This is a genomic window from Streptomyces sp. NPDC079141, from assembly GCF_040686775.1.
GTDB lineage: Bacteria > Actinomycetota > Actinomycetes > Streptomycetales > Streptomycetaceae > Streptomyces.
In genome coordinates this window covers 332954-357864 of the sequence record NZ_JBFBLP010000007.1, presented here as the reverse complement: position 1 = coordinate 357864, position 24911 = coordinate 332954, and the positions used below count along the sequence as shown (strand labels likewise).

Here is a 24911-nt window from a genome sequence, read left to right as displayed (position 1 = left end):
CCGACGTGCCCGTCGGCTGCGCGCCCTGAACGCACAACACCCCCGATGGAGAAGGAACCCGCACACATGAGTCGCACCAGAACAGCGATGCTTGCCGCCCTGGCGCTGGTCGCCGGGGCCTCCGGGACGGCGTTCGCCGCCGTGCCCGACGACGGGATCGGGGTGGCCGCGATCCCCTGCACCGTCGACTACAAGGTGCAGAACCAATGGGACACCGGCTTCACCGCCGCCGTCACTGTCACCAACAACGGGGCCGCCAAGAGCAGTTGGGCGGTCAAGTGGTCCTACGCCGGGAACCAGCAGGTGACCAGCGGCTGGAACGCGAAGATCACCCAGAGCGGGACCGCGGTCACCGCGGCCAACGAGTCCTACAACGGCACGCTGGGTACCGGCGGTTCGGTCAGCTTCGGCTTCAACGGCTCCTACAGCGGCACCAACGCGATCCCGGCCACCTTCACCCTCGACGGCGTCACCTGCAACGTCGACGACGGTGGTGGCGGTACGGACCCCGACCCGGACCCCGGCACGGGCACGCGGGTCGACAACCCGTACTCCGGCGCCAAGGTGTACGTGAATCCCGAGTGGCGGGCCAACGCCAACGCCGAACCCGGCGGCAGCCGGATCTCCGACCAGCCGACCGGCGTCTGGCTCGACCGGATCGCCGCCATCAACGGCGCCAACGGCCGCATGGGCCTGCGCGACCACCTCGACGCGGCCCTGACCCAGAAGGGCAGCGGCGAACTCGTCGTCCAGCTCGTCATCTACAACCTGCCCGGACGCGACTGCTCGGCCCTCGCCTCCAACGGAGAGCTCGGTCCGACGGAGATCGGCCGGTACAAGACCGAGTACATCGACCCGATCGCCGCAATCCTCGCCGACCCGAAGTACGCCTCGCTGCGCATCGTGACCACCGTCGAGATCGACTCGCTGCCCAACCTCGTCACCAACACCGGCAGCCGCCCGACGGCGACCCCCGAGTGCGACGTGATGAAGGCCAACGGCAACTACGTCAAGGGCGTCGGCTATGCGCTCAGCGAGCTCGGTGACGTGCCCAACGTCTACAACTACGTCGACGCCGGACACCACGGCTGGATCGGCTGGGACGACAACTTCGCGCCGTCCGCCCAGCTCTTCAAGGAGGCCGCGACCGCCGAGGGCGCAACCGTCAACGACGTCCACGGCTTTATCACCAACACGGCCAACTACAGCGCCCTGAAGGAGAACAACTTCACCATCAACGACAACGTCGCGGGCAAGTCCGTCCGCGAGTCCAAGTGGGTCGACTGGAACCGCTACGTCGACGAGCTGTCGTTCGCCCAGGCCTTCCGCAGCCAGCTGGTCTCGGTCGGCTTCAACTCGGGCATCGGCATGCTGATCGACACCTCCCGCAATGGCTGGGGAGGCACCGCACGGCCCACTGGCCCCGGTGCGACGACCAGCGTGGACACCTACGTCGACGGCGGCCGCTACGACCGCCGCCTCAACACCGGCAACTGGTGCAACCAGGCCGGAGCCGGCCTCGGCGAGCGCCCGCAGGCCGCCCCGGCGGCCGGGATCGACGCCTACGTGTGGATGAAGCCGCCGGGTGAGTCCGACGGGTCGAGCAAGTTCATCGAGAACCCCGACGGCAAGGGCTTCGACCGGATGTGCGACCCGACGTTCACGGGCACCCCCCGTAACGGCTTCAACCTGTCGGGCGCCCTGCCGGACGCGCCGCTCTCCGGGGACTGGTTCTCCGCCCAGTTCCAGCAACTGATGCAGAACGCCTACCCGCCGCTGTCGTAAGCGGCCGAACCCGCCGGGGCCCGGGAGGGCCGGGCCCCGGCGCAGGGCCGGTTTTTGCGGTTGCGGCAACAGTTGTGGCCTCGCCGCGGTGCGTCGGCGCACAGTGGCTGCACGCGGACGAGAGGCTGACCACCATGGCGCACGACCACGGAAACGATCACGGACACCGGCACCACCACGACCACAACCACACCGACATCGACTGGGCCGAGATGGCCGAGCACCTTGAGACCCAGGCGGAGCTGTACACGCCCCTGCACGAGCACGCCCTGGCCTGGCTCGGCGGAAAGCAGACCGAGCCGGGGCTGATCGTCGACGCGGGGAGCGGACCCGGCGTCGTGTCCTGCATGCTCGCGGACGCCTTCCCCGGCGCCCGGGTCGTCGCCGTCGACGGCTCCGAGCCGCTGCTGGAGCTGGCCCGCGCCCGCGCCGAGCGGCTCGGCGTCGCGGACCGCTTCGGCACGCTCACCGGCGAGCTGCCGGACGTCATGGCCGACCTGGACTACCCGGCCGACCTGATCTGGGCCAGCAACAGCCTGCACCACCTCGGCGACCAGCAGGCGGCCGTCCGGGCCTTCGCCGAGCGGCTGGCGGTCGGCGGCACGCTCGCCCTCGTGGAGGGCGGCCTGCCCACCCGCTTCCTGCCGCGCGACATCGGCCTCGGGCGCCCCGGCCTCCAGTCGCGCATCGACGCCGTGCAGGAGGACTGGTTCGCCGAGATGCGTGCCTCCCTGGCCGACAGCGTGGCCGTGGCCGAGGACTGGCGGGCGCTGCTGAGCGGCGCCGGCCTGAAGCCCAGCGGTACGCGGACCTTCCTGCTCGATCTGCCGGCGCCGGCGACGGATCGGGCGCGTGCCGTTGCCGCGGCGACGTTCGGGCGGTTCCGGGAGATGTTCGGCGACGGCCTCGACGCCGCCGACCGGGCCACGCTCGACCGGCTTCTCGACCCGGATGACAAGGCGAGCGTGCATCATCGGGGGGACCTGTTCGTGCTGGCCGCCCGTACGGTGCACACCGCGGTCCGCACCGGCTGAGTGGGGCGCCTCAGCAGGCGCCGGGTCGGGTGTGGACGGTGATTCTCGCGCCCTGGAGGGTGCGGGTTTCGCACTCCACGAAGTAGCGGGCGAGCACGCGCCGCTTCACCTTCTCCTCAGGGGTCCCGTCGGGCGGTTGCCCGGCCGGATCGCGAACGGAGACGACCCGCTCGGCCGCGAGCATGCGGGCACGGATCACGGACGCGGGCACCTCCGTGCCGTACAACGTGCGCGAGGCGGCCGGACCGCGCGCCAGGGCCAGATCGCGCAGTCCACGCACAGATTCCGGCTCGGTGAACGTCCATACGCGGCGCCGCGCCGGCATGAACACGATCGCGTCGGCGTCGGCCTCCCCGAGGGCCCGCGCGATGGCGGTGACGTCGTCGGTGCGGCTCTCCGGGGTGCGCAGATGCAGGGTCGTCGGCAGCAGGGCGACCACCGCGGCTCCCGCGGCGCACAGGACGAGCACGGCCCGCGCCCGGGCCAGGCGGTCGAGGGCGGCGCCGACGAGGAGCGCGGTGCCCACATGGCCGTAGAGGACATAACGGTCCACGTACAGCGGCTTGGCGAGGGAGAGCAGGAGGAGCAGGAGGGCGGGCAGGGTCAGCAGGGGCAGGGCGAGCCTCGGTAGGGGCCCCTTGACGAGTACGGCGCAGCCGGCGCCGAGCAGTGTCACCCCGGCGAAGCCCGCCAACGCCCCGGCGTCCGCGCCGCCGATCCACGAGACCTGTTCCGACTGGCGCAGGCTCAGCAGGGCGAGCGGGGCCAGGCAGGCACCGACCGCGCAGGTCACCGTCACGGCGGCCCTGCGGGCCGACCGGGGTACCGCCACCGTGTGCGCGATCGCGGCCAGGAAGGCGAACTCGTGCAGGAGACACGCCGCCAGCAGCACCGCGCCGTAACCGGCCCAGGCCCGGCGGCGGCCCGTGCGCACCGCGCCGACCAGCAGGTACGACGCCCAGGCGACCAGCGCGCAGACCAGCGCGTAGCTGCGGCCCTCCTGCGCGTAGCGCTGCACCGGCGGCAGCAGCGCGAACACGATCCCGGCGAGCAGACCGGCCCGCGGTCCGGCGAGTCGACGGCCCAGCAGGACGACGAAACCGGTCGCCGTGGCCGCGGCCAGCACCGAGGGCAGCCGCAGCACGAGCAGCGGATCGCCGTGCACCTGGAACAGGCCGTGCATCAGCAGGTAGTACAGGCCGTGCACGGCGTCGGCCTCGCCGAGGGTCGCCAGCAGGTCGGGCAGGGGGCGCCGCGCCATGTCGTACGTCACTGCCTCGTCCCGCCACAGGCTGCCGCCGCGCCGGATGCCCCACAGACCGAGCGCGAGCGACAGGGCGAGCGGCAGGAGCAGGGGCGCGCGGGACGGGCTCGCGGGTCTTGCCGGCAGGGGGCGGCGGGCGGGCAGGACGACGGGTGCGTGGGTGGTGGTGATGGCGGGCTCCGGTGCGTGATCGGGAGGCGGAACCGCAAACAGGCAGCTCCGCGTGGTGTGCACCGACGAGTCCAGACGTCGCAGGATTGTTGGGCAGCCCTGGTCGGCGGTACGCAACAATTCGCCGTTGGCTTCAACGGGGGTTGGGGGACGCATGGGGCGCCGCGAGAAACCGCTCGACCCGCAGGACGGTGCGGTGCAGCGGTTCGCGTACGAACTGCGCAAGCTGCGCGACGAGGCGGGCGGTCCGACCTACCGCGCGATGGCGGCCCGCGCGGGCTACTCGGCGCCCACCCTGGCCGCGGCGGCGGGCGGCGAACGGCTGCCGTCCCTGGCGGTGCTCACGGCGTACGTCACCGTGTGCGGCGGCGACCCGCAGGAGTGGGAACGGCGGTGGCGGGAGGCGATCGCCGACGCCCGCGCCCCGGCCGAACCCGACGACGGCAGCGGCCCCTATCCGGGCCTCGCCCGCTTCGACACCGCTGACGGGGACCACTTCCACGGCCGGGACGACCTGACCGGCGAACTCCTCCGGCTCACCGCCCGCACCCGCTTCGCGGCGGTCGTCGGCGCCTCCGGCAGCGGCAAGTCCTCGCTGCTGCGGGCGGGACTGGTCCCTGCCCTGCGCGGGGCGGAGGACCAGCGGCCCGCCGTGATCCGGCTGCTCACCCCCGGCCCCCAACCGGCCCGGAGCCACGAGGAGTTGTTCACCCCCCACGACGGAGCCGGCGACACACTGCTCGTCGTCGACCAGTTCGAGGAGGTCTTCACCCTCTGCACCGACACCCGCGAACGCGACCGATTCCTCGGCCGGTTGCTCACCGCCACCGACCCCGCCTCCCGGCTGCGGGTGGTCGTCGCCGTCCGCGCCGACTTCTACGGCCGCTGCGCCGAACACGGCCCGCTCGCCGAAGCGCTGCGGGACGCGGCCCTGCTGGTCGGCCCGATGTCACCGCGCGGGCTGCGCGAGGCCGTGGTCCGCCCCGCCGCCGCCCGCCGGGTGGTCGTCGAACGCGCCCTGACCGCCCGCATCGTCGCGGACGTGTCCGGCGAACCCGGCGGCCTGCCCCTGATGGCGCACGCCCTGCGCGAGGTCTGGCGCCGGCGCACCGGCAAGACCCTCACCCTCGCCGCCTACGAGGCCGTGGGCGGCGTCCACGGCGCCGTCGCGCACACCGCCGAGGCGGCCTACGCCCGCTGCACCCCCGCCGAGGCCGCCGCGGCCCGGGCGCTGCTGCTGCGGCTGGTGCAGCCCGGCGACGGCACCGAGGACACCCGGCGGCCCGTCGCCCGCGCCGAGCTGGACGCCGACGACACCACCGCCGAGGTCCTCGAACGCCTCGTCCGCGCCCGCCTGTTGACCGTCGACGGCGACACCGTCGAACTCGCCCACGAAGCCCTCATAGGCGCCTGGCCCCGGCTGCGCGGCTGGGTCGAGGAGAACCGCGAGCGGCTGCGCCTGCACCGCAGGCTCACCGAAGCCGCCCACAGTTGGGCCGAGTTGGGCCGTGACGCGGGCGCGCTGTACCGGGGGATACGGCTGACGGAGGCGCGCGAGAACTTTGGTGACGGGGCCGAACTGAGCCGCCTGGAGCGCGACTTCCTGGCCGCGAGCGTGACGGCGTACGAGCACGCACGGCGCGCCACGACCCGGGCGGCCCGTCGGCTGCGCGCGCTGACCGCTGCCCTTGCCGTGCTGCTGTGCCTGGCGGTGGTCGCGGGTGTGGCGGCCTGGCGGCAGAGCGAGGTCAGCTCCCGGCAGCGCGACGAGGCCGAGGCACGCCGGGCCGCCGCGCTGGTGGACTCCGTGCGCGCCACCGAGCCGCGGACCGCGATGCGGCTGGCCCTCGCCGCGTGGCGCACCGCCGACCTGCCCGAGACCCGCGCGGCGCTGCGCACGGCCGCCGCCCAGAGCGAGCAGGACGCCTTCGTCCAGCCCGAGGAGGACGGCCGCGCGTCGGACACCCCGGTGTGGCTGAGCCGGGACGGACGGATCCTGACAACGGTGATGCGGGGCAAGGCCGTTCAGTGGGACGTGCCGGGCCATCGGCGCCTGCGCTCGGTGCGGCTGGCGGGGGTGCCGGACAGCGCGGTCGACGTCAGCGCGGACGGCCGGACGGTGGCCTACCGGACGCCCGGCGGCCGCGACGGCCTGGTGGTCGCCGGTCTCACCGACGGCAGCACCCACCGGCTCGCGACCGGCCCGTGGACCGACACCGACATCGCCCTGGGCCCCGGCGGGAACACGCTCCTGCTGCGGCGCCTCGACCACCGCTCGGCCGACGGGCGCGCCACGCTGGAGGTGTGGGACGTGCGCGGGGAGCGCCGGCTGCTGCGCTACGACCGGGGCGACGGCGACGGAGCCCTGCCCGTGTTCAGCGGCGACGGCCGCCACCTCGCCTGGTGCGCGCAGGACGGCGAGCGGCTGCGGGTGCTGGACGCGGTCGAGGGGCGGCCCGTCACCGGGGACATCCCGGCGGCGACCGAACGGGTGCTGTGCGAAGGGGAGTTGACCTTCACCCCCGACGGGCGGGCGGTGGCCGCCGCCACTTCGGAAGGGATCGTCACCTGGGACTTCCGGGCCGGCCGTGAACGCCCCCGGTTGCCGATCACCGGCGGGGCGCATGCCGTGGAGTTCTCCGGTGTGCACGCCCTGGCCTGGGGCCCGGGCTCCTTCACCCTGTGGCGCACGGACCTCCCGGCCCCGGCGGACGACGGTCCGCGCGAGCCCCTGCTGACGTATCCCGTCACCGCTCAGACGATCACCGACATCAGGCTGGACCCCGGCCGGGGCGTGCTGCGCTACCGGGAAGGCGGACGGACCGGCGTCGTGCGCACCCTCTCGCTGCACGGGCTCATGGACGACGCATGGCGCGAGCGGGCGGCGCGGCGGACGCAGCGCCTCACGGTCGCGGGCACCGAGGTCCTAGCCCGCGCCGGCCGCACCGCGCTGACGTCCGAGGGGACCGTCCTGGACGTCTCAACGGGCAGACGAAGCAAGGGCGTCGAGGGTGAGGACTATCTGCGCGCGGGCGCCTTGAGCCGCGACGGGCGGCTGGCCGCCGTCGCCGACATCCAGGGGCGCGTGACCCTGTGGGACACGGGCACCTGGCACCGGATCGCCGTCCTCAGAGCGGTGGGCTCCACCGTGCACGACGTGGCTCTGGTCTTCTCCGCCGACGGTTCGCTCCTCGCGGGCAGCGCGCCCGACGGCTCCGTGCAGGTATGGGAGACCGCCACGCCCACCCTGCCGCCGGCCGTGCTCCCGGTGGGGGACGGCCCGGCGCTCGCCCTGCGCTTCCCCTCGCGCGCGGGTGAGTTGAGCATCAGCACCCCGCATCTCGCCGACCGGCGCCTGCCCCTGACCCCGGAGCACGCCGCGGCCACGGTGTGCGAGCGGGCCGGGGGAGGGCTGACGGAGGCCGAGTGGCGGCGCTACTTTCCCTCGGCCGCGTACCGTTCCACCTGCGGCGGCTCTTGACTTCGAGAGCACTCCAACTGATGGACTCCCTCGCGTTCACCGAAACACAGGGGGTACCCATGACCGACTCTCCGGTCGCACTCATCACCGGCGGCGGCAGCGGCATCGGCGCCGCCGTGGCGCGGCAGCTGCTGGACGCCGGGCACCGCGTCGCCGTCACCGGCCGCGGCGAGGACCGGCTGCGCGGCTTCGCCGAGGAACTCGGCAACCCCGAGGGGCTGTTGACGCTCGTCGGTGACGCCGCGGAGTACGAGCAGATCCGGGCCGCGGTCGAGACCACGCTGAAGGAGTTCGGGCGGCTCGACACGGTCGTCGCCAACGCCGGCATCGCCACCCACGACACGGTCGCCGACGGGGACCCCGAGGGCTGGCGGGAGATGATCCTGACCAACGTCCTCGGACCGGCCCTGCTCGTGCGGGCCTCGATCGACGCCCTGAAGGAGACCAAGGGCCGGATCGTGCTGGTCGGCAGTGTCGCCGGGTTCGTGCACGGCCCGGGCAACATCTACGGCGCCACCAAGTGGGCCCTGACCGGCCTCGCCGAGAACACCCGCCGCCAGGTCACCGACTGGGGCGTCGGCGTCACGCTGATCGCGCCCGGCCGCGTGGAGACCCCGTTCTGGGACAGCTACGGCAGCCTGCCGCCCGGCCATCTGCTGACCGCCGACCAGCTCGCCGACTCGGTCGTCTGGGCGATCCGGCAGCCCGCCGGGGTCGACGTCAACACGGTCGTCGTACGGCCGATCGGGCAGCCCAACTGAGCGGTGCGGGCGGCCCGTTGGACCGGGCCGCCCGCGAACTCGCCGTGCTCTGAGCTCTGAGCCCCAGGTCTCAGCTCTCAGCCGATGTCGAACGTCGCCGGGTCCGGACCGATCCGCCGGTCCTCGTTCAGCGCGCTGATCGCCGCCAGGTCCTCGGTGTCCAGGCTGAAGTCGAAGACGTCGATGTTCTCCTTGATCCGGGACGGGGTCACGGACTTCGGGATCACGACGTTGCCCAGCTGGAGGTGCCAGCGCAGCACGATCTGGGCCGGGGTGCGCCCGTGCTTCTGGGCGATGGCCACGATCGCCGGAACCTCCAGCAGGCCCTTGCCCTGGCCGAGCGGCGACCAGGCCTCGGTCGCGATGCCCTGCTCCGCGTGGTACTCGCGGGAGGCGTGCTGCTGGAGGTGGGGGTGCAGCTCGATCTGGTTGACCGCGGGAATGACCGAGGTCTCCTCGATCAGCCGCCGCAGGTGCTCCGGGAGGAAGTTGGAGACGCCGATGGCCTTGATCCGGCCGTCGGCGTGGAGCTTCTCGAACGCCTTGTACGTGTCGACGTACCGGCCGCGGGCCGGGTTGGGCCAGTGGATCAGGTACAGGTCGATGTACTCCAGGCCGAGCTTGTCCAGCGAGGTGTCGAAGGCACGCAGCGTGGAGTCGTACCCCTGGTCGCTGTTCCAGAGCTTGGTGGTGACGAAGATGTCCTTGCGGGGGATGCCGGAGGCGGCGATCGCCTGCCCGGTGCCCTCTTCATTGCCGTAGATCGCCGCTGTGTCGATGCTGCGGTACCCGGCCTCCAGGGCGGTGCCGACGGCCTGCGCCGCCTCGTCGTCCGGGACCTGCCAGACGCCGAAGCCCAGCTGGGGCATCTCGACACCGTTGTTGAGGATGATCGGGGGGACCTTGCTGCTCACGAGCTCTTGATCCTTCGGTTGTCGTCAGGTGGTACTCCCATCGTCAACGATCACGCGCCGTGATGCATTCCTGACGGGAGAATCGACCGGATGGGACGGGTGTCACGCGCGGTACAGCGCCTCGACCTCGTTCGCGTAGGCGTTCTCGATCGCCTTGCGCTTCAGTTTGAGCGACGGCGTCAGCAGGCCGTGCTCCTCCGTGAAGGGCTGGGCGAGGATCCGGAACGTGCGGATGGACTCGGCCTGTGAGACGAGCGTGTTGGCGGCGACCACCGCGCGCCGCACCTCCGTCTCCAGGTCGGCGTCGCGCACCAGCTCGGCCGCGGTCAGCTGCGGCTTCTTGCGCATGGCCAGCCAGTGCTCCACGGCCTCGTGGTCCAGGGTGACCAGGGCCGCGATGTACGGGCGGTCGTTGCCGACGACGATGCACTGGGCGACCAGCGGATGGTCGCGCACCCGCTCCTCCAGCACACCGGGGGAGACGCTCTTGCCGCCCGAGGTGACCAGGATCTCCTTCTTGCGGCCGGTGATGGTGAGGTAGCCGTCCTCGTCCAGGGCGCCGAGGTCGCCGGTGGCCAGCCAGCCGTCGTGCAGCGCCTCGTCGGTGGCCTTCTTGTTGTTCAGATAGCCCTGGAAGACGTTGCCGCCGTTCAGCCAGATCTCGCCGTCGTCGGCGATGTGGACGGTCATCCCGGGGATGGGCTGCCCGACGGTGCCGTACCGGGTGCGCTCGGGCGGGTTGGCGGTGGCCGCCGCCGTGGACTCGGTCAGGCCGTAGCCCTCGTAGATGTGCACGCCCGCGCCCGCGAAGAACAGGCCGAGCCGGCGGTCCATCGCCGAGCCGCCGGACATCGCCTGCCGGATGCGCCCGCCCATTGCGGCCCGCATCTTGCCGTAGACGAGCTTGTCGAAGAGCTGGTGCTGCATGCGCAGGGCCGCCGACGGGCCGGGGCCGATGCCCCAGGCCTTGGCCTCCATGGCGTCCGCGTACTTCACGGCGACGTCGACGGCCTTCTCGAAGGCGCCGGACCTGCCCTCCTTCTCGGCCTTGCGGCGGGCGGCGTTGAAGACCTTCTCGAAGATGTACGGCACGGCGAGGAAGAACGTCGGTCTGAACGCGGCCAGGTCCGGCAACAGGGCGGCCGCGTTCATCTGCGGCTGGTGGCCGAAGCGGACCCGGCCGCGGATGGCGGCGACCTGCACCATGCGCCCGAACACGTGCGCGAGGGGCAGGAAGAGCAGGGTCGCCGCCTCGTCGCCCTTCTTGGAGTGGAAGACCGGCTCCCAGCGTTCGATGACGGTGTCCGCCTCGTACATGAAGTTGCCGTGCGTGAGCACACAGCCCTTGGGGCGGCCCGTGGTGCCCGAGGTGTAGATGACGGTCGCGAGCGAGTCGGGCGTGACCGCCTGGCGGTGCCGGTGCACCACCTCGTCGTCGAGGTGGGCGCCCGCGTCGTACAGCTCCTGCACGGCGCCCGAGTCCAGCTGCCACAGCTCGCGCAGCTGCGGCAGCCGGTCGATGACCGTGGCGATGGTCATCGCGTGGTCCTCGTGCTCCACGACCGCCGCCGACACCTCCGCGTCGTACAGCATCCAGAAGCACTGCTCGGCGGAGGAGGTCGGATAGATCGGCACCACCTGGGCGCCGATGGTCCACAGGGCGAAGTCGAAGAGGGTCCACTCGTAGCGGGTGCGGGACATGATCGCGACCCGGTCGCCGAACCGGACACCACGGGCGAGCAGGCCCTTGGCCAGGGCCAGCACCTCGTCGCGGAACTCGGCCGCCGTCACGTCCCGCCACTGCCCGGCCTCGTCCTTGCGCCCGAGTGCGATGCGCTGAGGGTCTTCCTGGGCGTGCCGGAACACGACGTCGGCCAGGCCGCCCACCGGCGGCGCCAACGCCAACGGAGGGTTGGTGAACTCGCGCAAACCCCGCTCCCCGCTCCTCGTGTCCCGGTTCGCCTGTGACGCTCCGCACAGCGCCGTGAAAGCTACCCCACCGTTCGACGGGGCGGGAGGGGGTCGGAAGGCGAGCAGCGCTCACGTCCGCACAGGTCAGCGAAGGAAAATGCGCTCATCTGCGGAAGGGTCGGACAGAAAACTGACGGTTCAGTAAGTTTCGGTGGCGTAATCTCCACCGAATCTGTACGACTCGACGACCCGGGTCGCAGGTCTCTCTACGGTCAGCGTCAACGCGGCCGAAAACGTCACGCACTAACGCCGGTGCAGTCGGTCCCCGCCCGCCAGGATCGCCGCCGCCAGCGCGGCCGCCGCGCTCTGGGCGGCCGTACGGCGCCGGCCGTGGACCAGGACGAAGTCGACGCGGCCCAGCTCCGGCAGCCCCGAGCGCTCCGGCATCCGCACCAGCCCCGGCGGGATCAGACCGCGTGAGTGCGCCATCACGCCCAGGCCCGCCCGGGCCGCCGCGATCAGACCGTTGAGGCTGCCGCTCGTGCACACGATCCGCCACTCGCGCCCCTGCCGCTCCAGCGCCTCCAGGGCGAGCGCCCGGGTGATGCCCGGCGGCGGGAAGACGATCAGCGGCACCGGCCGGTCGGGGTCCAGGCGCAGCCGTTCCGCGCCGATCCACACCAGCCGGTCGTGCCAGACCAGCTCGCCGCGCGCGTCCTCGGGGCGGCGCTTGGCGAGCACCAGGTCCAGCTTCCCGGCGGCCAGTTGCTCGTGCAGGGTGCCCGACAGTTCGACCGTCAGCTCCAGGTCGACCTCGGGATGGTCGTACCGGAAACCCTCCAGGATCTCCGGCAGGCGGGTCAGGACGAAGTCCTCCGAGGCGCCGAAGCGCAGCCGGCCGCGCAGCCGGGTGCCCGTGAAGAACGCCGTCGCCTGCTCGTGCACCTCCAGGATCCGCCGGGCGAAGCCGAGCATCGCCTCGCCGTCCTCGGTCAGCTCCACCGAGTGTGTGTCCCGGGTGAACAGCTGCCGGCCGGCCGCGTCCTCCAGGCGCCGTACGTGCTGGCTGACCGTCGACTGCCGCAGACCGAGCCGCCGGGCGGCCTGCGTGAAGCTCAGGGTCTGCGCGACCGCCAGGAAAGTGCGCAGGTGGGAGGGGTCGTACACATCCCCAGGTTATCGCGGAACGCGATGACAGTCAGAGTGGTATGCCGGATTCCCGATCGCGAGGGCGCGGAGGACGATGGAGAGGGCACGACCGTGCCCCCTGGAACCGGACGTACAGCGAAGTGTGGAGCACAGTGAAACGCCTGCGATGGCCGCGTCGGCTGCCGATCGACCCCTACATCCTCCTGCTCCTCGGGACGGTCGGCCTCGCCGCGTTGCTGCCGGCCCGCGGGACGGCGGCCGATGTGGCCTCCGGCGCCTCCACGGCCGCGATCGCCTTCCTCTTCTTCCTGTACGGCGCCCGCCTGTCCACCCGTGAGGCACTGGACGGGCTCAAGCACTGGCGGCTCCATGTCACCGTCCTGGCCTGCACGTTCCTCGTGTTCCCGCTGCTCGGCCTGGCCGCGCGCGGGCTCGTCCCGGTGTTCCTCACGGACCCGCTCTACCAGGGCCTGCTGTTCCTGACGCTGGTGCCGTCCACCATCCAGTCGTCGATCGCGTTCACCTCGATCGCCCGCGGCAACGTGCCCGCCGCGATCTGCGCGGGCTCCTTCTCCTCGCTGGTGGGCATCGTCCTCACCCCGCTGCTCGCGGCCGCCCTGCTCGGCAACAGCGGCGGCGGGTTCTCCGCCGACTCGCTGCTGAAGATCGTGCTGCAACTGCTGGTGCCCTTCCTCGCCGGTCAGCTGCTGCGCCCTTGGATCGGCGGCTTCGTCGCCCGGCACAAGAAGGTCCTCGGGCTGGTCGACCGCGGCTCGATCCTGCTCGTCGTCTACACCGCGTTCAGCGAGGGCATGGTCCAGGGCGTCTGGCACCAGGTGAGCCCGCTCCGGCTGGCCGGACTGCTCGCCGTCGAGGCCGTCCTGCTCGCCGTGATGCTCCTGCTGACCTGGTACGGCGCCAAGGCCCTGCGGTTCAACCGCGAGGACCGCATCGCCATCCAGTTCGCCGGCTCCAAGAAGTCCCTCGCCTCCGGACTGCCCATGGCCAGCGTCCTGTTCGGCGCGCACGCCTCCCTCGCCGTGCTCCCGCTGATGCTCTTCCACCAGATGCAGCTCATGGTGTGCGCGGTGATCGCCAAGCGCCGGTCCCACGACCCCGTCGAGGAGATCACCCCGCAGCCGCCAGCCGCAGCGTCACGAACCGCGGTCGGTACAGGGACACGTTCCGGCTGAGCTGCGCCGCCGCGCCGTCCGTCTCCAGCCAGTTGACGTCGTAGCTGAGCACCAGCCGTCCGCCGCCGCTCAGGTCCGGATGCGTCTGCGGGTTGTACGCGGCCACCCGGCCCTGGGGGAGCGAGGGGCTGAAGTCCTTCGTCGGCCCGTACCAGGGCCCGGTCGGCGCACACGCCCAGTACGAGGTCACGGTGGTCAGCCCCGCACTGCCCGCCGCCATGGTGAACAGCACATACGTGTCCTTGTCCCGCACCACCGAGAACGCGCTGCCCACGCCGGTACTCCGCCCGTCCCCGAGCACGGGACGCGGGCGGACACCGGCCGCCCACCCGGAGCCGTCCCAGTACTCCCACGCGGCGGGATCGGCGAGCCCGCCCTCCGGCACCCGGGCCACATACGCGTGCGAGGCAGGACGGGACGCGGCCTGGCCGTCGTCGCCGCCGAAGACATACGTCCAGCCGCCCTCCCGGACCAGCGTCGTGCCGAACAGCACGCGCCGGGACGGATCGGTGACGAGCTGCTGGTCGAAGACCTTGACGGTCGACTCCACGCGTAGGTCCGGCAGGGAGAGCGTGGCGACCTCGGTGGCGGTGGGGACCCCGTAGATCCACGGCGCCGAGCCCGCTGTCCGCACCCACAGCAGCACCCGCAGCACCTGCTCCGAGGAGCCGGGGGAGCGCGGCTCGACCCGGGCCGCGACCGGCCAGCGCCACTGGTTCGGCGCCGGATCGGGGAAGAGGGGCGCGGGCAGAGTGCTCTCCAGGCGCCCGTCGCGCATCACCACGGCCGAGTTGCGCACCAGCGGCGCCGTCGAGTCCCGCCAGGCGTACGACTCGCCGACCGGGTTGGGAGGTCCGTACACCTGGCCGAGATAGGTGTCCGAGAACAGCCACAGCACCCGCCCGTCCGGCAGCCGCACCGAGTGGGTGCCGTCGCCGCCGGTCCAGTCGTCCGTGCGGGACGCGTCGTCGCCGTACCGCGCGAACTCCGAGGTGAGCCGCTCGTCGGCCGACCAGGCCCGCACAGTACGGGCCGGGCAGGCGCCACCCCCCTCGTCGTCCTCCGGGAAGGCGGTGAGCAGCACGGCGCCGAGAACCAGGGCCAGCAGCAGGCCGATCCCCGTTCCCGTGCGCTGTCGTGCTCGTGCGTCGTCGGGCACGCTCCGGGACGTTAGTGGCCCGGGCGCACCTGGTCCATGGGGCCTCCGAACGCGGCCGATTCACGGCCCAGTTGATCCGGATGTCCGGTACGGACGGCTGACGGGGGCTAACGTTCCGTCATGACCGCACCTCTCGCACTCGATCCCGCGCGCACCGCTCTCGTCCTCGTCGATCTGATGGACCGCATCGTCGCGCTGCCCCTGGAACCCCGGAAGGGCACGGAAGTGCTCACCGCCTGCGCGGAGTTGGCGTCCGCCTTCCGTGCGGCGGGCGCGCCGGTGGTGCTGATCAGGGTCGAACGGCCGGGCGTCACCGAGCAGCCGCCCGGCAGTTCACTCGCGGAAGGCCTGGCGCAGGACGGAGACCTGGAGATCGTGAAGCGGACCATCGGTGGCTTCCAGGGCACCGGCCTGGACGACCTCCTGCGCCAACGCGGCGTCACCACCATCGTGTTCGGCGGCATCGCCACCAACCTGGGCGTGGAGTCCACCGCCCGAGCGGCCGGCGACCTCGGCTACGACCTGGTCTTCGTGGAGAACGCCATGGCCGCCTTCACAGCAGCAGAGCACGAGGCATCGGTACGCCTGGACTTCCCAAGGCTGGGCACAGTGGTACCGGCGGCGGCAGTGAGATTCACCAACTGACGGCACAGGCCCACCAACGCCCACTGTCCCCACGCCACCGGCCGGGAGGGAGCCGGAGGGGCGCGCCGGTGTCGAGACGGCGAACGCGCGGAGGCGCGCAGCGCTGAGCACGATCGCCGTCTCGACACCGGCATAGGGCGCCCCGCAGGCGACCGACCAGTACAAGCGGGACCCCCGCGGCGCAGGGGGCGCTCCCCGCCTGCGAGGGTCCCGCCGCCGTGTCGCGGGGAGCCGGGTCAGCCCTGGGCGGCCGCGGCCCGCAGGGCGATCCGGTGCTCGCCCGCGTACACGTTCATGGAGGTGCCCCGCAGGAAGCCCACCAAGGTCAGCCCGGTCTCCGCGGCCAGGTCCACCGCCAGCGACGAGGGTGCCGAGACCGCCGCCAGCACCGGGATCCCCGCCATCACGGCCTTCTGGGCCAGCTCGAAGGAGGCGCGGCCCGAGACCAGCAGGACCGTGCGGGACAGCGGCAGGTCGCCGTTCTGCAGGGCGCGGCCGACCAGCTTGTCGACCGCGTTGTGCCGGCCCACGTCCTCCCGTATGTCGAGCAGCTCGCCGTCCTCGGCGAACAGGGCCGCCGCGTGCAGACCGCCGGTGCGGTCGAAGACCCGCTGGGAGGCGCGCAGCCGGTCGGGGAGGCTCGCGAGCAGCTCGGCGTCGACGCGGACCGGGGGCGTGTCGGCGATCGGCCAGCGGGCCGTCGTACGGACGGCGTCCAGGCTGGCCTTGCCGCACAGGCCGCAGGACGAGGTCGTGTAGACGTTCCGTTCGAGGGTGATGTCGGGGATCGTCACGCCGGGAGCGGTCCTCACGTCCACCACGTTGTACGTGTTCGAGCCGTCCACGGTGGCGCCCGCGCAGTACACGATGTTCTGCAGCTCCGAAGAGGCACCGAGGACCCCCTCGCTGACCAGGAACCCGGCGGCGAGCGCGAAGTCGTCGCCGGGCGTGCGCATGGTGATCGCGAGGGGCTTGCCGTTCAGCCGGATCTCCAGGGGCTCCTCGGCGACGAGTGTGTCCGGCCGGGTGGAGACCGCCCCGTCCCGGATGCGGATCACCTTGCGTCGTTCCGTGACTCGTCCCATGTCCCCACCAGTCCCGATCAGTTCCGGTTCTGCACGTGCTGATAGCCGAAGCGGCCCTTGATGCACAGGTTGCCGTGGGTCACCGGGTTGTCGTGCGGCGAGGTGACCTTCACGATCTCATTGTCCTGCACGTGGAGGGTGAGGTTGCAGCCCACTCCGCAGTACGCGCACACCGTGGTCGTCTCGGTCTGCGCCGACTCGTCCCAGGTACCCGCCGCCCGCATGTCGAACTCCGACCGGAACGACAGCGCCCCCGTCGGGCACACCTCGATGCAGTTGCCGCAGTAGACACAGGCGGAGTCCGTGAGCGGCGCGTCGTGCTCCACGGCGATCCGGGCGTCGAAGCCCCGCCCGGTCACCGAGATCGCGAAGGTGTTCTGCCACTGGTCGCCGCAGGCGTCCACGCACTTGTAGCAGAGGATGCACTTGTCGTAGTCGCGCACGTACAGGTCGTTGTCGACCTTCGGTTCCTCGTTCAGACGGGCCGCGTCCGGGCCGAAGCGGTCCGGCTTCGCCTCGTACTCCTTGATCCACTCGGCGGCCCGCGGGGTCGTCGACAGGTCGACCGAGGAGGCCAGCAGCTCCAGGACGATGCGGCGGCTGTGCCGGGCGCGCTCGGTGTCGGTGCGGACCTCCATGCCCGGCTCCGCCTTGCGGGAGCAGGCCGGGACGAGCGTCCGGGATCCCTCGACCTCGACGACACAGACCCGGCAGGCGTTCTTGGGTGTGAGGGTGTCGCCCTGGCAGAGCGTCGGGATGTCCTTCCCGGCCGCCCGGCACGCGTCGAGGATGGTCGAGCCCTCGGGGACCCGGGCCTCCTGGCCGTCGATGCGGAACTCCAGCAGTCGGCGGGGGATCCCCAGCGGTGTCACGGTCATTCGTACGCCCCCAGGCGGTCGATGGCGGATTCCACGGCGTTCCACGCGGTCTGCCCCAGACCGCAGATCGAGGCGTCTCGCATCGCGCGGCCGACCTCCCTGAGCAGGGCGATGTCGTCGGCGGCCGCGGCACCGGTGCGCTCGACGATCCGGTGCAGAGCCTCCTCCTGGCGCACGGTCCCGACCCGGCACGGCACGCACTGCCCGCACGACTCGTCGCGGAAGAACTCCGCGATGCGCAGCAGGAGGCGGGGCAGGGGCACGCTGTCGTCGAAGGCCATCACGACCCCCGAGCCGAGCGTGGTGCCCGCTTCCCGCGTGCCCTCGAAGGTCAGCGGGATGTCCAGTTCGTCCGGGCGTACGAAGCCGCCCGCCGCGCCGCCGAGCAGGACCGCGCGGAGGTTTTCACGGACCCCGGCCAGCTCCAGCAGCTCGCCCAGCGTCGCGCCGAACGGCAGCTCGTAGATGCCGGGCCGCTGCACGCTCCCCGACACACAGAACAGCTTCGGCCCGGTGGACTTCTCCGTGCCGATCGCGGCGTACGCCGGTGCGCCCGTCGTCAGGATCGGCAGCACGTTGACCAGCGTCTCGACGTTGTTCTCCACCGTCGGCTTGCCGAACAGTCCCTTCTCCACGGGGAACGGCGGCTTCGAGCGCGGCTCGCCCCGGTACCCCTCGATGGAGTTGAACAGCGCCGTCTCCTCACCGCAGATGTACGCGCCCGCACCGCGCCTGATCTCGATGTCGAAGGCGTATCCCTGCCCGAGGACGTCGTCGCCGAGCAGACCGCGCGCGCGTGCCTGGGCGATGGCGTGCTCCATGCGGTGCAGGGCGCGCGGGTACTCGCCGCGCAGGTACAGGTAGCCCTGGTGCGCGCCGGTCGCGTACGCCGCGATCGTCATCGCCTCGACCAGCGCGTACGGGTCGCCCTCCATGATCACGCGGTCCTTGAAGGTGCCCGGCTCGGATTCGTCGGCGTTGCAGACGAGGTAGTGCGGGTGGTCGGGCTGGGACGCCGTCGCCTGCCATTTGCGGCCGGTGGGGAAGGCGGCGCCGCCGCGCCCGACCAGGCCCGAGTCGGTGACCTCACGGATGACTCCGGCCGGGCCCAGCTCGAAGGCCCGGCGCAGGGCGGTGTAGCCGCCGTGGGCGCGGTAGTCGTCGAGGGAGGAGGGGTCGACGACGCCGACGCGCCGCAGCAAGGTCAAGGACGGGTCCCCTGTCTGGGGCACCGCCATCGCCGCAGGCGGCTCCTCGGGCGCGGAGTCGGGCGCGCTCGCCGCGAGGACGGCCTCGCGCACGGTCGCGGGCGCCGACACGGCCGTACGCACCGGATCGCCTGCCCTGATCGCGAGGGCGGCCGGGGCCCGCTCGCACAGGCCCAGGCAGGGGCTGCGTTCGACGCGGACGCCGGGGCCGAGGCCCGCCTCGACGCCCGCGCACAGTTCGGCCGCGCCCGCCGCCGCGCACGCCAGGTCCGTGCAGACGTGGAGCACGGTCGCGGGGCGGGGCTTGACCGAGAACATCGCGTAGAAGGTGGCGACGCCGTACGCCTCCGCCGGCGGTACCGTGAGCCGCCGGCACAGGTAGTCGAGGGCGCCCTCGCTGATCCAGCCGATCCGGTCGTTGATCGCGTGCAGCCCCGGCAACAGCAGGTCGCGGCGGTCCCGGGCCGCACGCCCGCCGCGCGCCCACCTCAGGTCGGCGTCGGAACGGTCCGCGCCCTCCCAGGAGGACTCCGGGGGCCCCAACAGGGCGTCCACGGCCGCCCGTTCGTCGTCCGTCGGCTTGCTGTCGCCGAAGTGCAGGTCCACTTGCGTCACCTCACGATGGTCGCCACGGGAAGCTTCTCGATGCGGATCGCCGAGGCCTTGAACTCCGCGGTCCCCGCGATCGGGCAGTTGGCCTCGATCGTCAGCTGGTTGGTGTCCACCTCGTCGGGGAAGTGCATGGTCATGAACGCCAGTCCGGGCCGCAGCGCGGTGTCGACCCACACCGGCGCGGTCACGGATCCGCGCCGCGAGGAGATCCGCACCTCCTCGCCGACCACCACGCCGTAGCGCTCGGCGTCCTCCGGGCACAGCTCGATGTACTCGCCGCGCCGCAGCGGGGAGGCGTAACCCCCGCTCTGCACCCCGGTGTTGTAGGAGTCGAGCCGCCTGCCGGTGGTCAGCCGGATCGGGTACGTCTCGTCGGTGAGGTCGACCGGCGGATCGTGCTGCACCAGTCCGAACGGCGCCCGCATGCCCCGCTCGGCCGGGTCGGGATCCCACAACCGGCCGTGCAGATAGGTCGGTTCGATCCCGTCGGTGCTGGGGCACGGCCACTGGATGCCCTGGTACGCCTCCAGTCGTTCGTACGTCATCCCGTAGTGGTCCGGCGACACCGACCGCAGCTCGTTCCAGACGGCCTCGGCGTCGGCGTACTTCCACTCGTGGCCCAGGCGTGCCGCCAGGTCGCAGAGGATGTCGATGTCCTCGCGGGCCTCGCCGGGCGGGGTCACGGCCCGGCGGACGCGCTGCACCCGCCGCTCGCTGTTGGTGGTCGTGCCGTCGGTCTCGGCCCAGCCGGCGGTCGCGGGCAGGACGACGTCGGCCAGCTCTGCCGTCTTCGTGAGGAAGATGTCCTGGACGACCAGGAAGTCGAGGGCCTTGAGCCGGCGTACCGCCTGCTCGCTGTCGGCCTCCGACTGGGCCGGGTTCTCGCCGATGCAGTAGACCGCCTTGAGCGTGCCCTCCTCCATCGCCTCGAACATCTCCGTCAGGTTCCATCCGTAGTGCGGCTGGATGACGGTGTCCCAGGCCGACTCGAACTTCAGCCGGGCGTCGGCGTCGAGGATGTCCTGGAAGCCGGGCAGCCGGTTGGGGATGGCGCCCATGTCGCCGCCGCCCTGGACGTTGTTCTGGCCGCGCAGCGGCTGCAACCCCGAGCCGTAGCGGCCGACATGGCCGGTCAGCAGGGAGAGGTTGATCAGCGCGCGGACGTTGTCGGTGCCGTTGTGGTGCTCGGTGATGCCGAGGGTCCAGCACAGCTGGGCACGCTCGGCGCGGGCGTAGGCGTGCGCCAACTCCCGTATGGCGGCGGCCGGTACGCCCGTGACCTTCTCGGCCAGCGACAGCGTCCACGGCTCGACCAGCGCCCGGTACTCCTCGAAGCCGCTGGTGGCCCGCTCGACGAACGCCTCGTTGGCCAGGCCCGCGTGGATGATCTCGCGGCCGATCGCGTGCGCCAGCGGGATGTCGGTGCCGACGTTCAGACCGAGCCAGCTCTCCGCCCACTCCGCGGTGGAGGTCCGGCGCGGGTCGACGGCGTACATCCGGGCGCCGTTCCTGATCCCCTTCAGCACGTGCTGGAAGAAGATCGGGTGCGCGAAGCGGGCGTTGGAGCCCCACATCACGATGACGTCGGTGTGCTCGATCTCCTCGTACGACGACGTTCCGCCGCCGGAGCCGAAGGCCGCCGACAGGCCCGCCACGCTCGGGGCGTGACAGGTGCGGTTGCAGGAGTCGACGTTGTTGGTGCCCATCACCACGCGGGCGAACTTCTGGGCCACGTAGTTCATTTCGTTGGTGGCGCGGGCGCAGGAGAACATGCCGAACGCGCTGCGGTTGCGGTCCAGGCCGCGGGCGGCGCGGTCCAGGGCCTCGTCCCAACCGGCCTGCCTGAAGGGCTCGTCACGGGAGTCCCTGACGAGCGGGTGGGTGAGCCGGGTGTACGTCTTCGGTTGACGCTTCCTCATGCGGCGCTCCTTGTGCGACTCATGCGGCGCTCCTCAGCGCGAGCAGGTCCGAGATGGCGTGCACGGTGCGCAGGGTGGGCACCTCCACGCCGGTGATCTCCGCCAGCTCGACGACGGCTGCGAGGAGGACGTCGAGTTCGAGCGGCTTGCCGCGCTCCAGGTCCTGGAGCGTGGAGGTGCGGTGGTCGCCCACCCGCTCGGCGCCGGCCATCCGGCGCTCGATGGAGACCCCGACCTTGCAGCCGAGGGCCTCGGCGACGGCGAGCGTCTCGGCCATCATGGTCTCGATCACCTTGCGGGTGCCGCCGTGCAGGCACATCTGCCGCATGGTGGCGCGGGCCAGCGCGCTGATCGGGTTGAAGGAGATGTTGCCGAGCAGCTTGAGCCAGATGTCGTTGCGCAGATCGGGCTCCACCGGGCACTTCAGGCCGCCCGCGATCATGGCCTCACTGAAGGCCAGGCAGCGCTCGGACACACTGCGGTCGGGCTCGCCGACGGAGAACCGGGTGCCTTCCAAGTGCCGTACGATGCCCGGTCCTTCGAGCTCGGTCGCCGCGTAGACGACACATCCGACGGCCCGCCGGGGCGCGAGCACCGCACTGACCGCGCCGCCGGGGTCCACGCTCTCCACACGATGACCGTCGTGGGGGCCGCCGTGCCGGTGGAAGTACCACCAGGGGATGCCGTTCTGGGCGGCGATCACCGCCGTCGTGTCCTTGAGCAGGGGCTCGATCAGCGGCCCGCACGCCGCGTACGAGTTGGCCTTCAGGCCCAGCAGGACGAAGTCGACCGGGCCGACCTCGGCCGGGTCGTCGGTGGCGTGTGCGGCGGCGGTGAAGTCGCCGCGCGGGCTGAGGACCCGCACGCCGTGCCGCCTCATGGCCGCCAAGTGCGGTCCACGGGCGATGAGATGCACTTCGGCGCCCGCGCGATGGAGCGCGGCGCCGACATAGGCGCCGATCGCACCGGCGCCGAGAACTGCGACTTTCATACGGGGTAGCTCCGTTCGGTCGAGGGATACCGAGGAGATGGCGCACCGTCGAAACGCTGTCGACGAAATATTGTCTACAGTATGCTCGTTGGGGCGGCAAGAGTTTGGACAGGGCGACCGTTCGTCGCGCGCTGGATACCGTTCACCGCATACGGTCGACGTGTCGGCTTCTCAACTCCCGTGCCGCTTCCTACCGTTCGGGATCATGAGTCCCCCCGTCGCGCCCCCGGGCTGGAGCCGCTGGCTCGTTCCCCCCGCCGCTCTCTCCGTCCACCTCTCCATCGGCCAGGCCTATGCCTGGTCCGTGTTCAAACCGCCCCTCGAATCGGCGCTCGGCCTCAGCGGCACCCAGAGCGCGCTGCCCTTCCAGCTCGGCATCGTCATGCTGGGCCTGTCCGCCGCGTTCGGCGGCACGCTCGTCGAGCGCAACGGCCCGCGCTGGGCGATGACCGTCGCGCTGTGCTGCTTCTCGTCCGGCTTCCTGCTCTCCGCGCTGGGCGCGGCCACCGAGCAGTACTGGCTGATCGTCCTCGGCTACGGCTTCGTCGGCGGGATCGGCCTCGGCATCGGCTACATCTCACCCGTCTCCACCCTGATCAAGTGGTTCCCGGACCGGCCCGGCATGGCCACCGGCATCGCCATCATGGGCTTCGGCGGCGGCGCGCTGATCGCCTCGCCCTGGTCGGCGCGGATGCTGGAGTCGTTCGGCGCCACCCCCTCCGGGATCGCGCTGGCCTTCCTCGTGCACGGGCTGACGTACGCCGTGTTCATGCTGCTCGGCGTGGTGCTGGTGCGGGTGCCGCGCGACGAGCGGCCGGTCGGCGGCGGCCCGAGCGTCGTGGCCGGCCCGCAGGTTTCCGCGAACCAGGCCATCCGCACGCCGCAGTTCTGGTGTCTGTGGGTCGTGCTGTGCATGAACGTGACCGCGGGCATCGGCATCCTGGAGAAGGCCGCCCCCATGATCATGGACTTCTTCGCGGACACCTCGACAACGGTGTCAGCTCCCGCAGCGGCCGGCTTCGTCGCCCTGCTCTCCGCCGCCAACATGGCCGGCCGCATCGGCTGGTCCTCGACCTCCGACCTGATCGGACGCAAGAACATCTACCGCGTCTACCTGGGCGTCGGCGCCCTGATGTACGCGACCATCGCCGTCTTCGGCGACTCCTCCAAACCGCTGTTCATTCTCAGTGCCCTGGTGATCCTCTCCTTCTACGGCGGGGGCTTCGCCACGATCCCCGCGTATCTGAAGGACCTGTTCGGCACCTACCAGGTCGGCGCCATCCACGGCCGGCTGCTGACCGCGTGGTCCACGGCCGGCGTCCTTGGACCGCTGATCGTGAACTGGATCGCCGACCGGCAGGAGGAGGCGGGCAGGACCGGCTCCTCCCTGTACAGCCTGTCGTTCCTCATCATGATCGGCCTGCTCGTCGTCGGCTTCGTCGCCAACGAGCTGGTCCGGCCCGTCCATGTCCGTCACCACATCCCCGCACCGAGGGAGGAGCGCGTCGATGCCGATGTCGTCCAGCGACAGCAGTCAGAGTCCGCCTAGCCGCCGCGGGCTGATCGCCTTCGCCTGGCTGTGGGTGGGCGCGCCGCTCGCCTACGGGCTGTACGAGCTCGTACACAAGGCGACGCAGCTGTTCACCGGCTGAGCGTTCGATAACTGTTCGGGCGTCCGAGCGCCTGATGGAAGCCGACAACCCGGGCGCCCGATTCCTGTGGCTTCACCTGCCGTCGTACCCGCGAGTCACTGATCAGACTGGTGGATCCCGCTACCCAAGGCAACGAGGGGGATCACCCGATGAACGGCTCGCGTATCGCTGCAGTCGGCCACTACCAGCCCGCCACGGTACTCACCAACGAGGACCTGGCGGGCATGGTCGACACCAGTGACGAGTGGATCAGGTCCAGGGTGGGCATCCGGACACGCCATATCGCCGGGCCCGACGAGCCCGTGGACGAGCTGGCGGCGCACGCCGCGGCCAAGGCGCTCGCCGCCGCGGGCCTCGCGCCGGGCGACATCGACCTGGTCCTGGTGGCCACCTCCACGGCCGTCGACCGCTCGCCGAACATGGCCGCCCGCGTCGCCGCCCGGCTCGGCATCCCCTCGCCCGCCGCGATGGACGTCAACGTCGTGTGCGCCGGGTTCACCCACGCCCTGGCCACCGCCGACCACACCGTCCGGGCCGGTGGCGCCACCCGCGCGCTGGTGATCGGCGCCGACAAGATGTCCGCGGTCACGGACTGGACCGACCGCACGACCTGTGTGCTCGTCGGCGACGGGGCGGGGGCCGCCGTTGTGGAGGCCTCGCCGGAGACCGGCGTCGGCCCGGTGCTGTGGGGCTCGGTGCCCGAGATGGGGCACGCCGTCCGCATCGAGGGGACGCCCGCACGGTTCGCGCAGGAGGGGCAGAGCGTGTACCGCTGGGCCACCACCCAGCTGCCGCCGATCGCCCGGCGGGCCTGCGAGCGGGCCGGTCTCACGCCCGCCGACCTCGCCGCGGTCGTGCTGCACCAGGCGAACCTGCGGATCATCGAGCCGCTCGCGGAGAAGATCGGCGCCGTGAACGCCGTGGTCGCCCGTGATGTCACCGAGTCCGGCAACACCTCCGCGGCGAGTATCCCGCTGGCCTTCTCCAAGCTCGTCGAGCGCGGCGAGATCTCCACCGGCGACCCGGTGCTGCTGTTCGGCTTCGGCGGGAACCTGTCGTACGCGGGTCAGGTCGTCCGGTGCCCCTGACCGCGGTGTGA

19 protein-coding genes are annotated in these 24911 nt (G+C 71.9%); 9 read left to right on the top strand and 10 right to left on the bottom strand.

Going from position 1 to position 24911, the window contains the following annotated elements; translation table 11 throughout:
* Positions 1-66 precede the first annotated feature (66 nt).
* On the top strand, positions 67-1785 hold the full coding sequence (locus AB0Q90_RS21845; protein ID WP_363159805.1) for a glycoside hydrolase family 6 protein: 1719 nt from the start codon (positions 67-69) through the stop codon (positions 1783-1785).
* A 134-nt stretch (positions 1786-1919) separates the two neighbouring features.
* Positions 1920-2819 carry a class I SAM-dependent methyltransferase gene (locus AB0Q90_RS21840; protein ID WP_363159806.1) on the top strand — a complete coding sequence of 300 codons (900 nt, stop codon included), beginning with the start codon at positions 1920-1922 and terminating at the stop codon, positions 2817-2819.
* Positions 2820-2829: 10 nt separating this feature from the next.
* Here the strand turns inward: AB0Q90_RS21840 and AB0Q90_RS21835 are convergent, their stop codons facing one another.
* Positions 2830-4317: a glycosyltransferase family 39 protein gene (locus AB0Q90_RS21835; RefSeq protein WP_363159807.1), complete on the bottom strand. Its 1488-nt coding sequence runs from the start codon at positions 4315-4317 to the stop codon at positions 2830-2832.
* 91 nt (positions 4318-4408) lie between these two features.
* Between AB0Q90_RS21835 and AB0Q90_RS21830 the strand changes: the two genes are divergently transcribed.
* Together AB0Q90_RS21830 and AB0Q90_RS21825 are read left to right on the top strand one after the other, a co-directional pair.
* Positions 4409-7735 carry a hypothetical protein gene (locus tag AB0Q90_RS21830; RefSeq protein WP_363159808.1) on the top strand — a complete coding sequence of 1109 codons (3327 nt, stop codon included), beginning with the start codon at positions 4409-4411 and terminating at the stop codon, positions 7733-7735.
* Positions 7736-7794: 59 nt separating this feature from the next.
* Positions 7795-8496, top strand: a complete 702-nt coding sequence (locus tag AB0Q90_RS21825) for an SDR family oxidoreductase (RefSeq protein WP_363159809.1) — start codon at positions 7795-7797, stop codon at positions 8494-8496.
* A gap of 77 nt (positions 8497-8573) precedes the next feature.
* On the opposite strand, the gene AB0Q90_RS21820 is transcribed toward AB0Q90_RS21825, so the two are convergent.
* The 3 genes from AB0Q90_RS21820 to AB0Q90_RS21810 all read right to left on the bottom strand — a co-directional run bounded on the left by AB0Q90_RS21820 (position 8574) and on the right by AB0Q90_RS21810 (position 12488).
* Positions 8574-9410 carry an aldo/keto reductase gene (locus tag AB0Q90_RS21820; RefSeq protein ID WP_363159810.1) on the bottom strand — a complete coding sequence of 279 codons (837 nt, stop codon included), beginning with the start codon at positions 9408-9410 and terminating at the stop codon, positions 8574-8576.
* Between the two features lie 102 nt (positions 9411-9512).
* On the bottom strand, positions 9513-11339 hold the full coding sequence (locus AB0Q90_RS21815; protein WP_363159811.1) for an AMP-dependent synthetase/ligase: 1827 nt from the start codon (positions 11337-11339) through the stop codon (positions 9513-9515).
* Between the two features lie 285 nt (positions 11340-11624).
* Positions 11625-12488, bottom strand: coding sequence for a LysR substrate-binding domain-containing protein (locus AB0Q90_RS21810; RefSeq protein ID WP_363159812.1), 864 nt, complete (start codon positions 12486-12488; stop codon positions 11625-11627).
* A gap of 134 nt (positions 12489-12622) precedes the next feature.
* Here AB0Q90_RS21810 and AB0Q90_RS21805 point away from each other — a divergent pair, with 134 nt between their 5' ends.
* Positions 12623-13663 (top strand): bile acid:sodium symporter family protein, encoded by a 1041-nt coding sequence (locus tag AB0Q90_RS21805; protein WP_363159813.1) that lies wholly within the window; start codon positions 12623-12625, stop codon positions 13661-13663.
* Here AB0Q90_RS21805 and AB0Q90_RS21800 read toward each other — a convergent pair.
* Positions 13599-14822 carry a DUF4185 domain-containing protein gene (locus AB0Q90_RS21800; RefSeq protein WP_363159814.1) on the bottom strand — a complete coding sequence of 408 codons (1224 nt, stop codon included), beginning with the start codon at positions 14820-14822 and terminating at the stop codon, positions 13599-13601. The genes AB0Q90_RS21805 and AB0Q90_RS21800 overlap by 65 nt on opposite strands.
* Before the next feature lie 120 nt (positions 14823-14942).
* Here AB0Q90_RS21800 and AB0Q90_RS21795 point away from each other — a divergent pair, with 120 nt between their 5' ends.
* Entirely contained in the window at positions 14943-15467 is a 525-nt protein-coding gene (locus AB0Q90_RS21795; protein WP_363159815.1) for an isochorismatase family protein, read from the top strand.
* A gap of 236 nt (positions 15468-15703) precedes the next feature.
* On the opposite strand, the gene fdhD is transcribed toward AB0Q90_RS21795, so the two are convergent.
* The 5 genes from fdhD to AB0Q90_RS21770 are packed head-to-tail and all read right to left on the bottom strand — an operon-like array spanning position 15704 to position 22160.
* Positions 15704-16552: a formate dehydrogenase accessory sulfurtransferase FdhD gene (gene fdhD / locus AB0Q90_RS21790; RefSeq protein ID WP_363159816.1), complete on the bottom strand. Its 849-nt coding sequence runs from the start codon at positions 16550-16552 to the stop codon at positions 15704-15706.
* Between the two features lie 17 nt (positions 16553-16569).
* Entirely contained in the window at positions 16570-17430 is an 861-nt protein-coding gene (locus tag AB0Q90_RS21785) for a 2Fe-2S iron-sulfur cluster-binding protein (RefSeq protein ID WP_363159817.1), read from the bottom strand.
* Positions 17427-19244: an NADH-ubiquinone oxidoreductase-F iron-sulfur binding region domain-containing protein gene (locus AB0Q90_RS21780; protein WP_363160080.1), complete on the bottom strand. Its 1818-nt coding sequence runs from the start codon at positions 19242-19244 to the stop codon at positions 17427-17429. Before AB0Q90_RS21780 ends, AB0Q90_RS21785 begins: the two co-directional genes overlap by 4 nt.
* A 5-nt stretch (positions 19245-19249) precedes the next feature.
* The gene (locus AB0Q90_RS21775) at positions 19250-21169 is read right to left on the bottom strand and encodes a molybdopterin-dependent oxidoreductase (protein WP_363159818.1); all 1920 of its coding nucleotides are present in this window, start codon (positions 21167-21169) and stop codon (positions 19250-19252) included.
* A gap of 19 nt (positions 21170-21188) precedes the next feature.
* Positions 21189-22160, bottom strand: a complete 972-nt coding sequence (locus AB0Q90_RS21770) for a 2-dehydropantoate 2-reductase (protein WP_363159819.1) — start codon at positions 22158-22160, stop codon at positions 21189-21191.
* A 205-nt stretch (positions 22161-22365) separates the two neighbouring features.
* On the opposite strand from AB0Q90_RS21770, the gene AB0Q90_RS21765 reads away from it, so the two are divergent.
* From AB0Q90_RS21765 to AB0Q90_RS21755, 3 genes are all read left to right on the top strand, one after another.
* Positions 22366-23709, top strand: a complete 1344-nt coding sequence (locus AB0Q90_RS21765; RefSeq protein WP_363159820.1) for an OFA family MFS transporter — start codon at positions 22366-22368, stop codon at positions 23707-23709.
* Positions 23675-23812 carry a hypothetical protein gene (locus AB0Q90_RS21760; RefSeq protein ID WP_363159821.1) on the top strand — a complete coding sequence of 46 codons (138 nt, stop codon included), beginning with the start codon at positions 23675-23677 and terminating at the stop codon, positions 23810-23812. Before AB0Q90_RS21765 ends, AB0Q90_RS21760 begins: the two co-directional genes overlap by 35 nt.
* 149 nt (positions 23813-23961) lie before the next feature.
* On the top strand, positions 23962-24900 hold the full coding sequence (locus tag AB0Q90_RS21755) for a beta-ketoacyl-ACP synthase III (RefSeq protein WP_363159822.1): 939 nt from the start codon (positions 23962-23964) through the stop codon (positions 24898-24900).
* Positions 24901-24911 lie beyond the last annotated feature (11 nt).

Bases quoted from the DNA above. Each gene is read 5' to 3' on its own strand.
- AB0Q90_RS21830 (WP_363159808.1), top strand. From the start codon at position 4,409: ATGGGGCGCCGCGAGAAACCGCTCGACCCGCAGGACGGTGCGGTGCAG.
- AB0Q90_RS21760 (WP_363159821.1), top strand. From the start codon at position 23,675: ATGTCGTCCAGCGACAGCAGTCAGAGTCCGCCTAGCCGCCGCGGGCTG.
- AB0Q90_RS21775 (WP_363159818.1), bottom strand. From the start codon at position 21,169: ATGAGGAAGCGTCAACCGAAGACGTACACCCGGCTCACCCACCCGCTC.
- AB0Q90_RS21840 (WP_363159806.1), top strand. From the start codon at position 1,920: ATGGCGCACGACCACGGAAACGATCACGGACACCGGCACCACCACGAC.
- AB0Q90_RS21785 (WP_363159817.1), bottom strand. From the start codon at position 17,430: ATGACCGTGACACCGCTGGGGATCCCCCGCCGACTGCTGGAGTTCCGC.
- AB0Q90_RS21755 (WP_363159822.1), top strand. From the start codon at position 23,962: ATGAACGGCTCGCGTATCGCTGCAGTCGGCCACTACCAGCCCGCCACG.
- AB0Q90_RS21770 (WP_363159819.1), bottom strand. From the start codon at position 22,160: ATGAAAGTCGCAGTTCTCGGCGCCGGTGCGATCGGCGCCTATGTCGGC.
- AB0Q90_RS21825 (WP_363159809.1), top strand. From the start codon at position 7,795: ATGACCGACTCTCCGGTCGCACTCATCACCGGCGGCGGCAGCGGCATC.
- AB0Q90_RS21845 (WP_363159805.1), top strand. From the start codon at position 67: ATGAGTCGCACCAGAACAGCGATGCTTGCCGCCCTGGCGCTGGTCGCC.
- fdhD (WP_363159816.1), bottom strand. From the start codon at position 16,552: ATGGGACGAGTCACGGAACGACGCAAGGTGATCCGCATCCGGGACGGG.
- AB0Q90_RS21765 (WP_363159820.1), top strand. From the start codon at position 22,366: ATGAGTCCCCCCGTCGCGCCCCCGGGCTGGAGCCGCTGGCTCGTTCCC.
- AB0Q90_RS21795 (WP_363159815.1), top strand. From the start codon at position 14,943: ATGACCGCACCTCTCGCACTCGATCCCGCGCGCACCGCTCTCGTCCTC.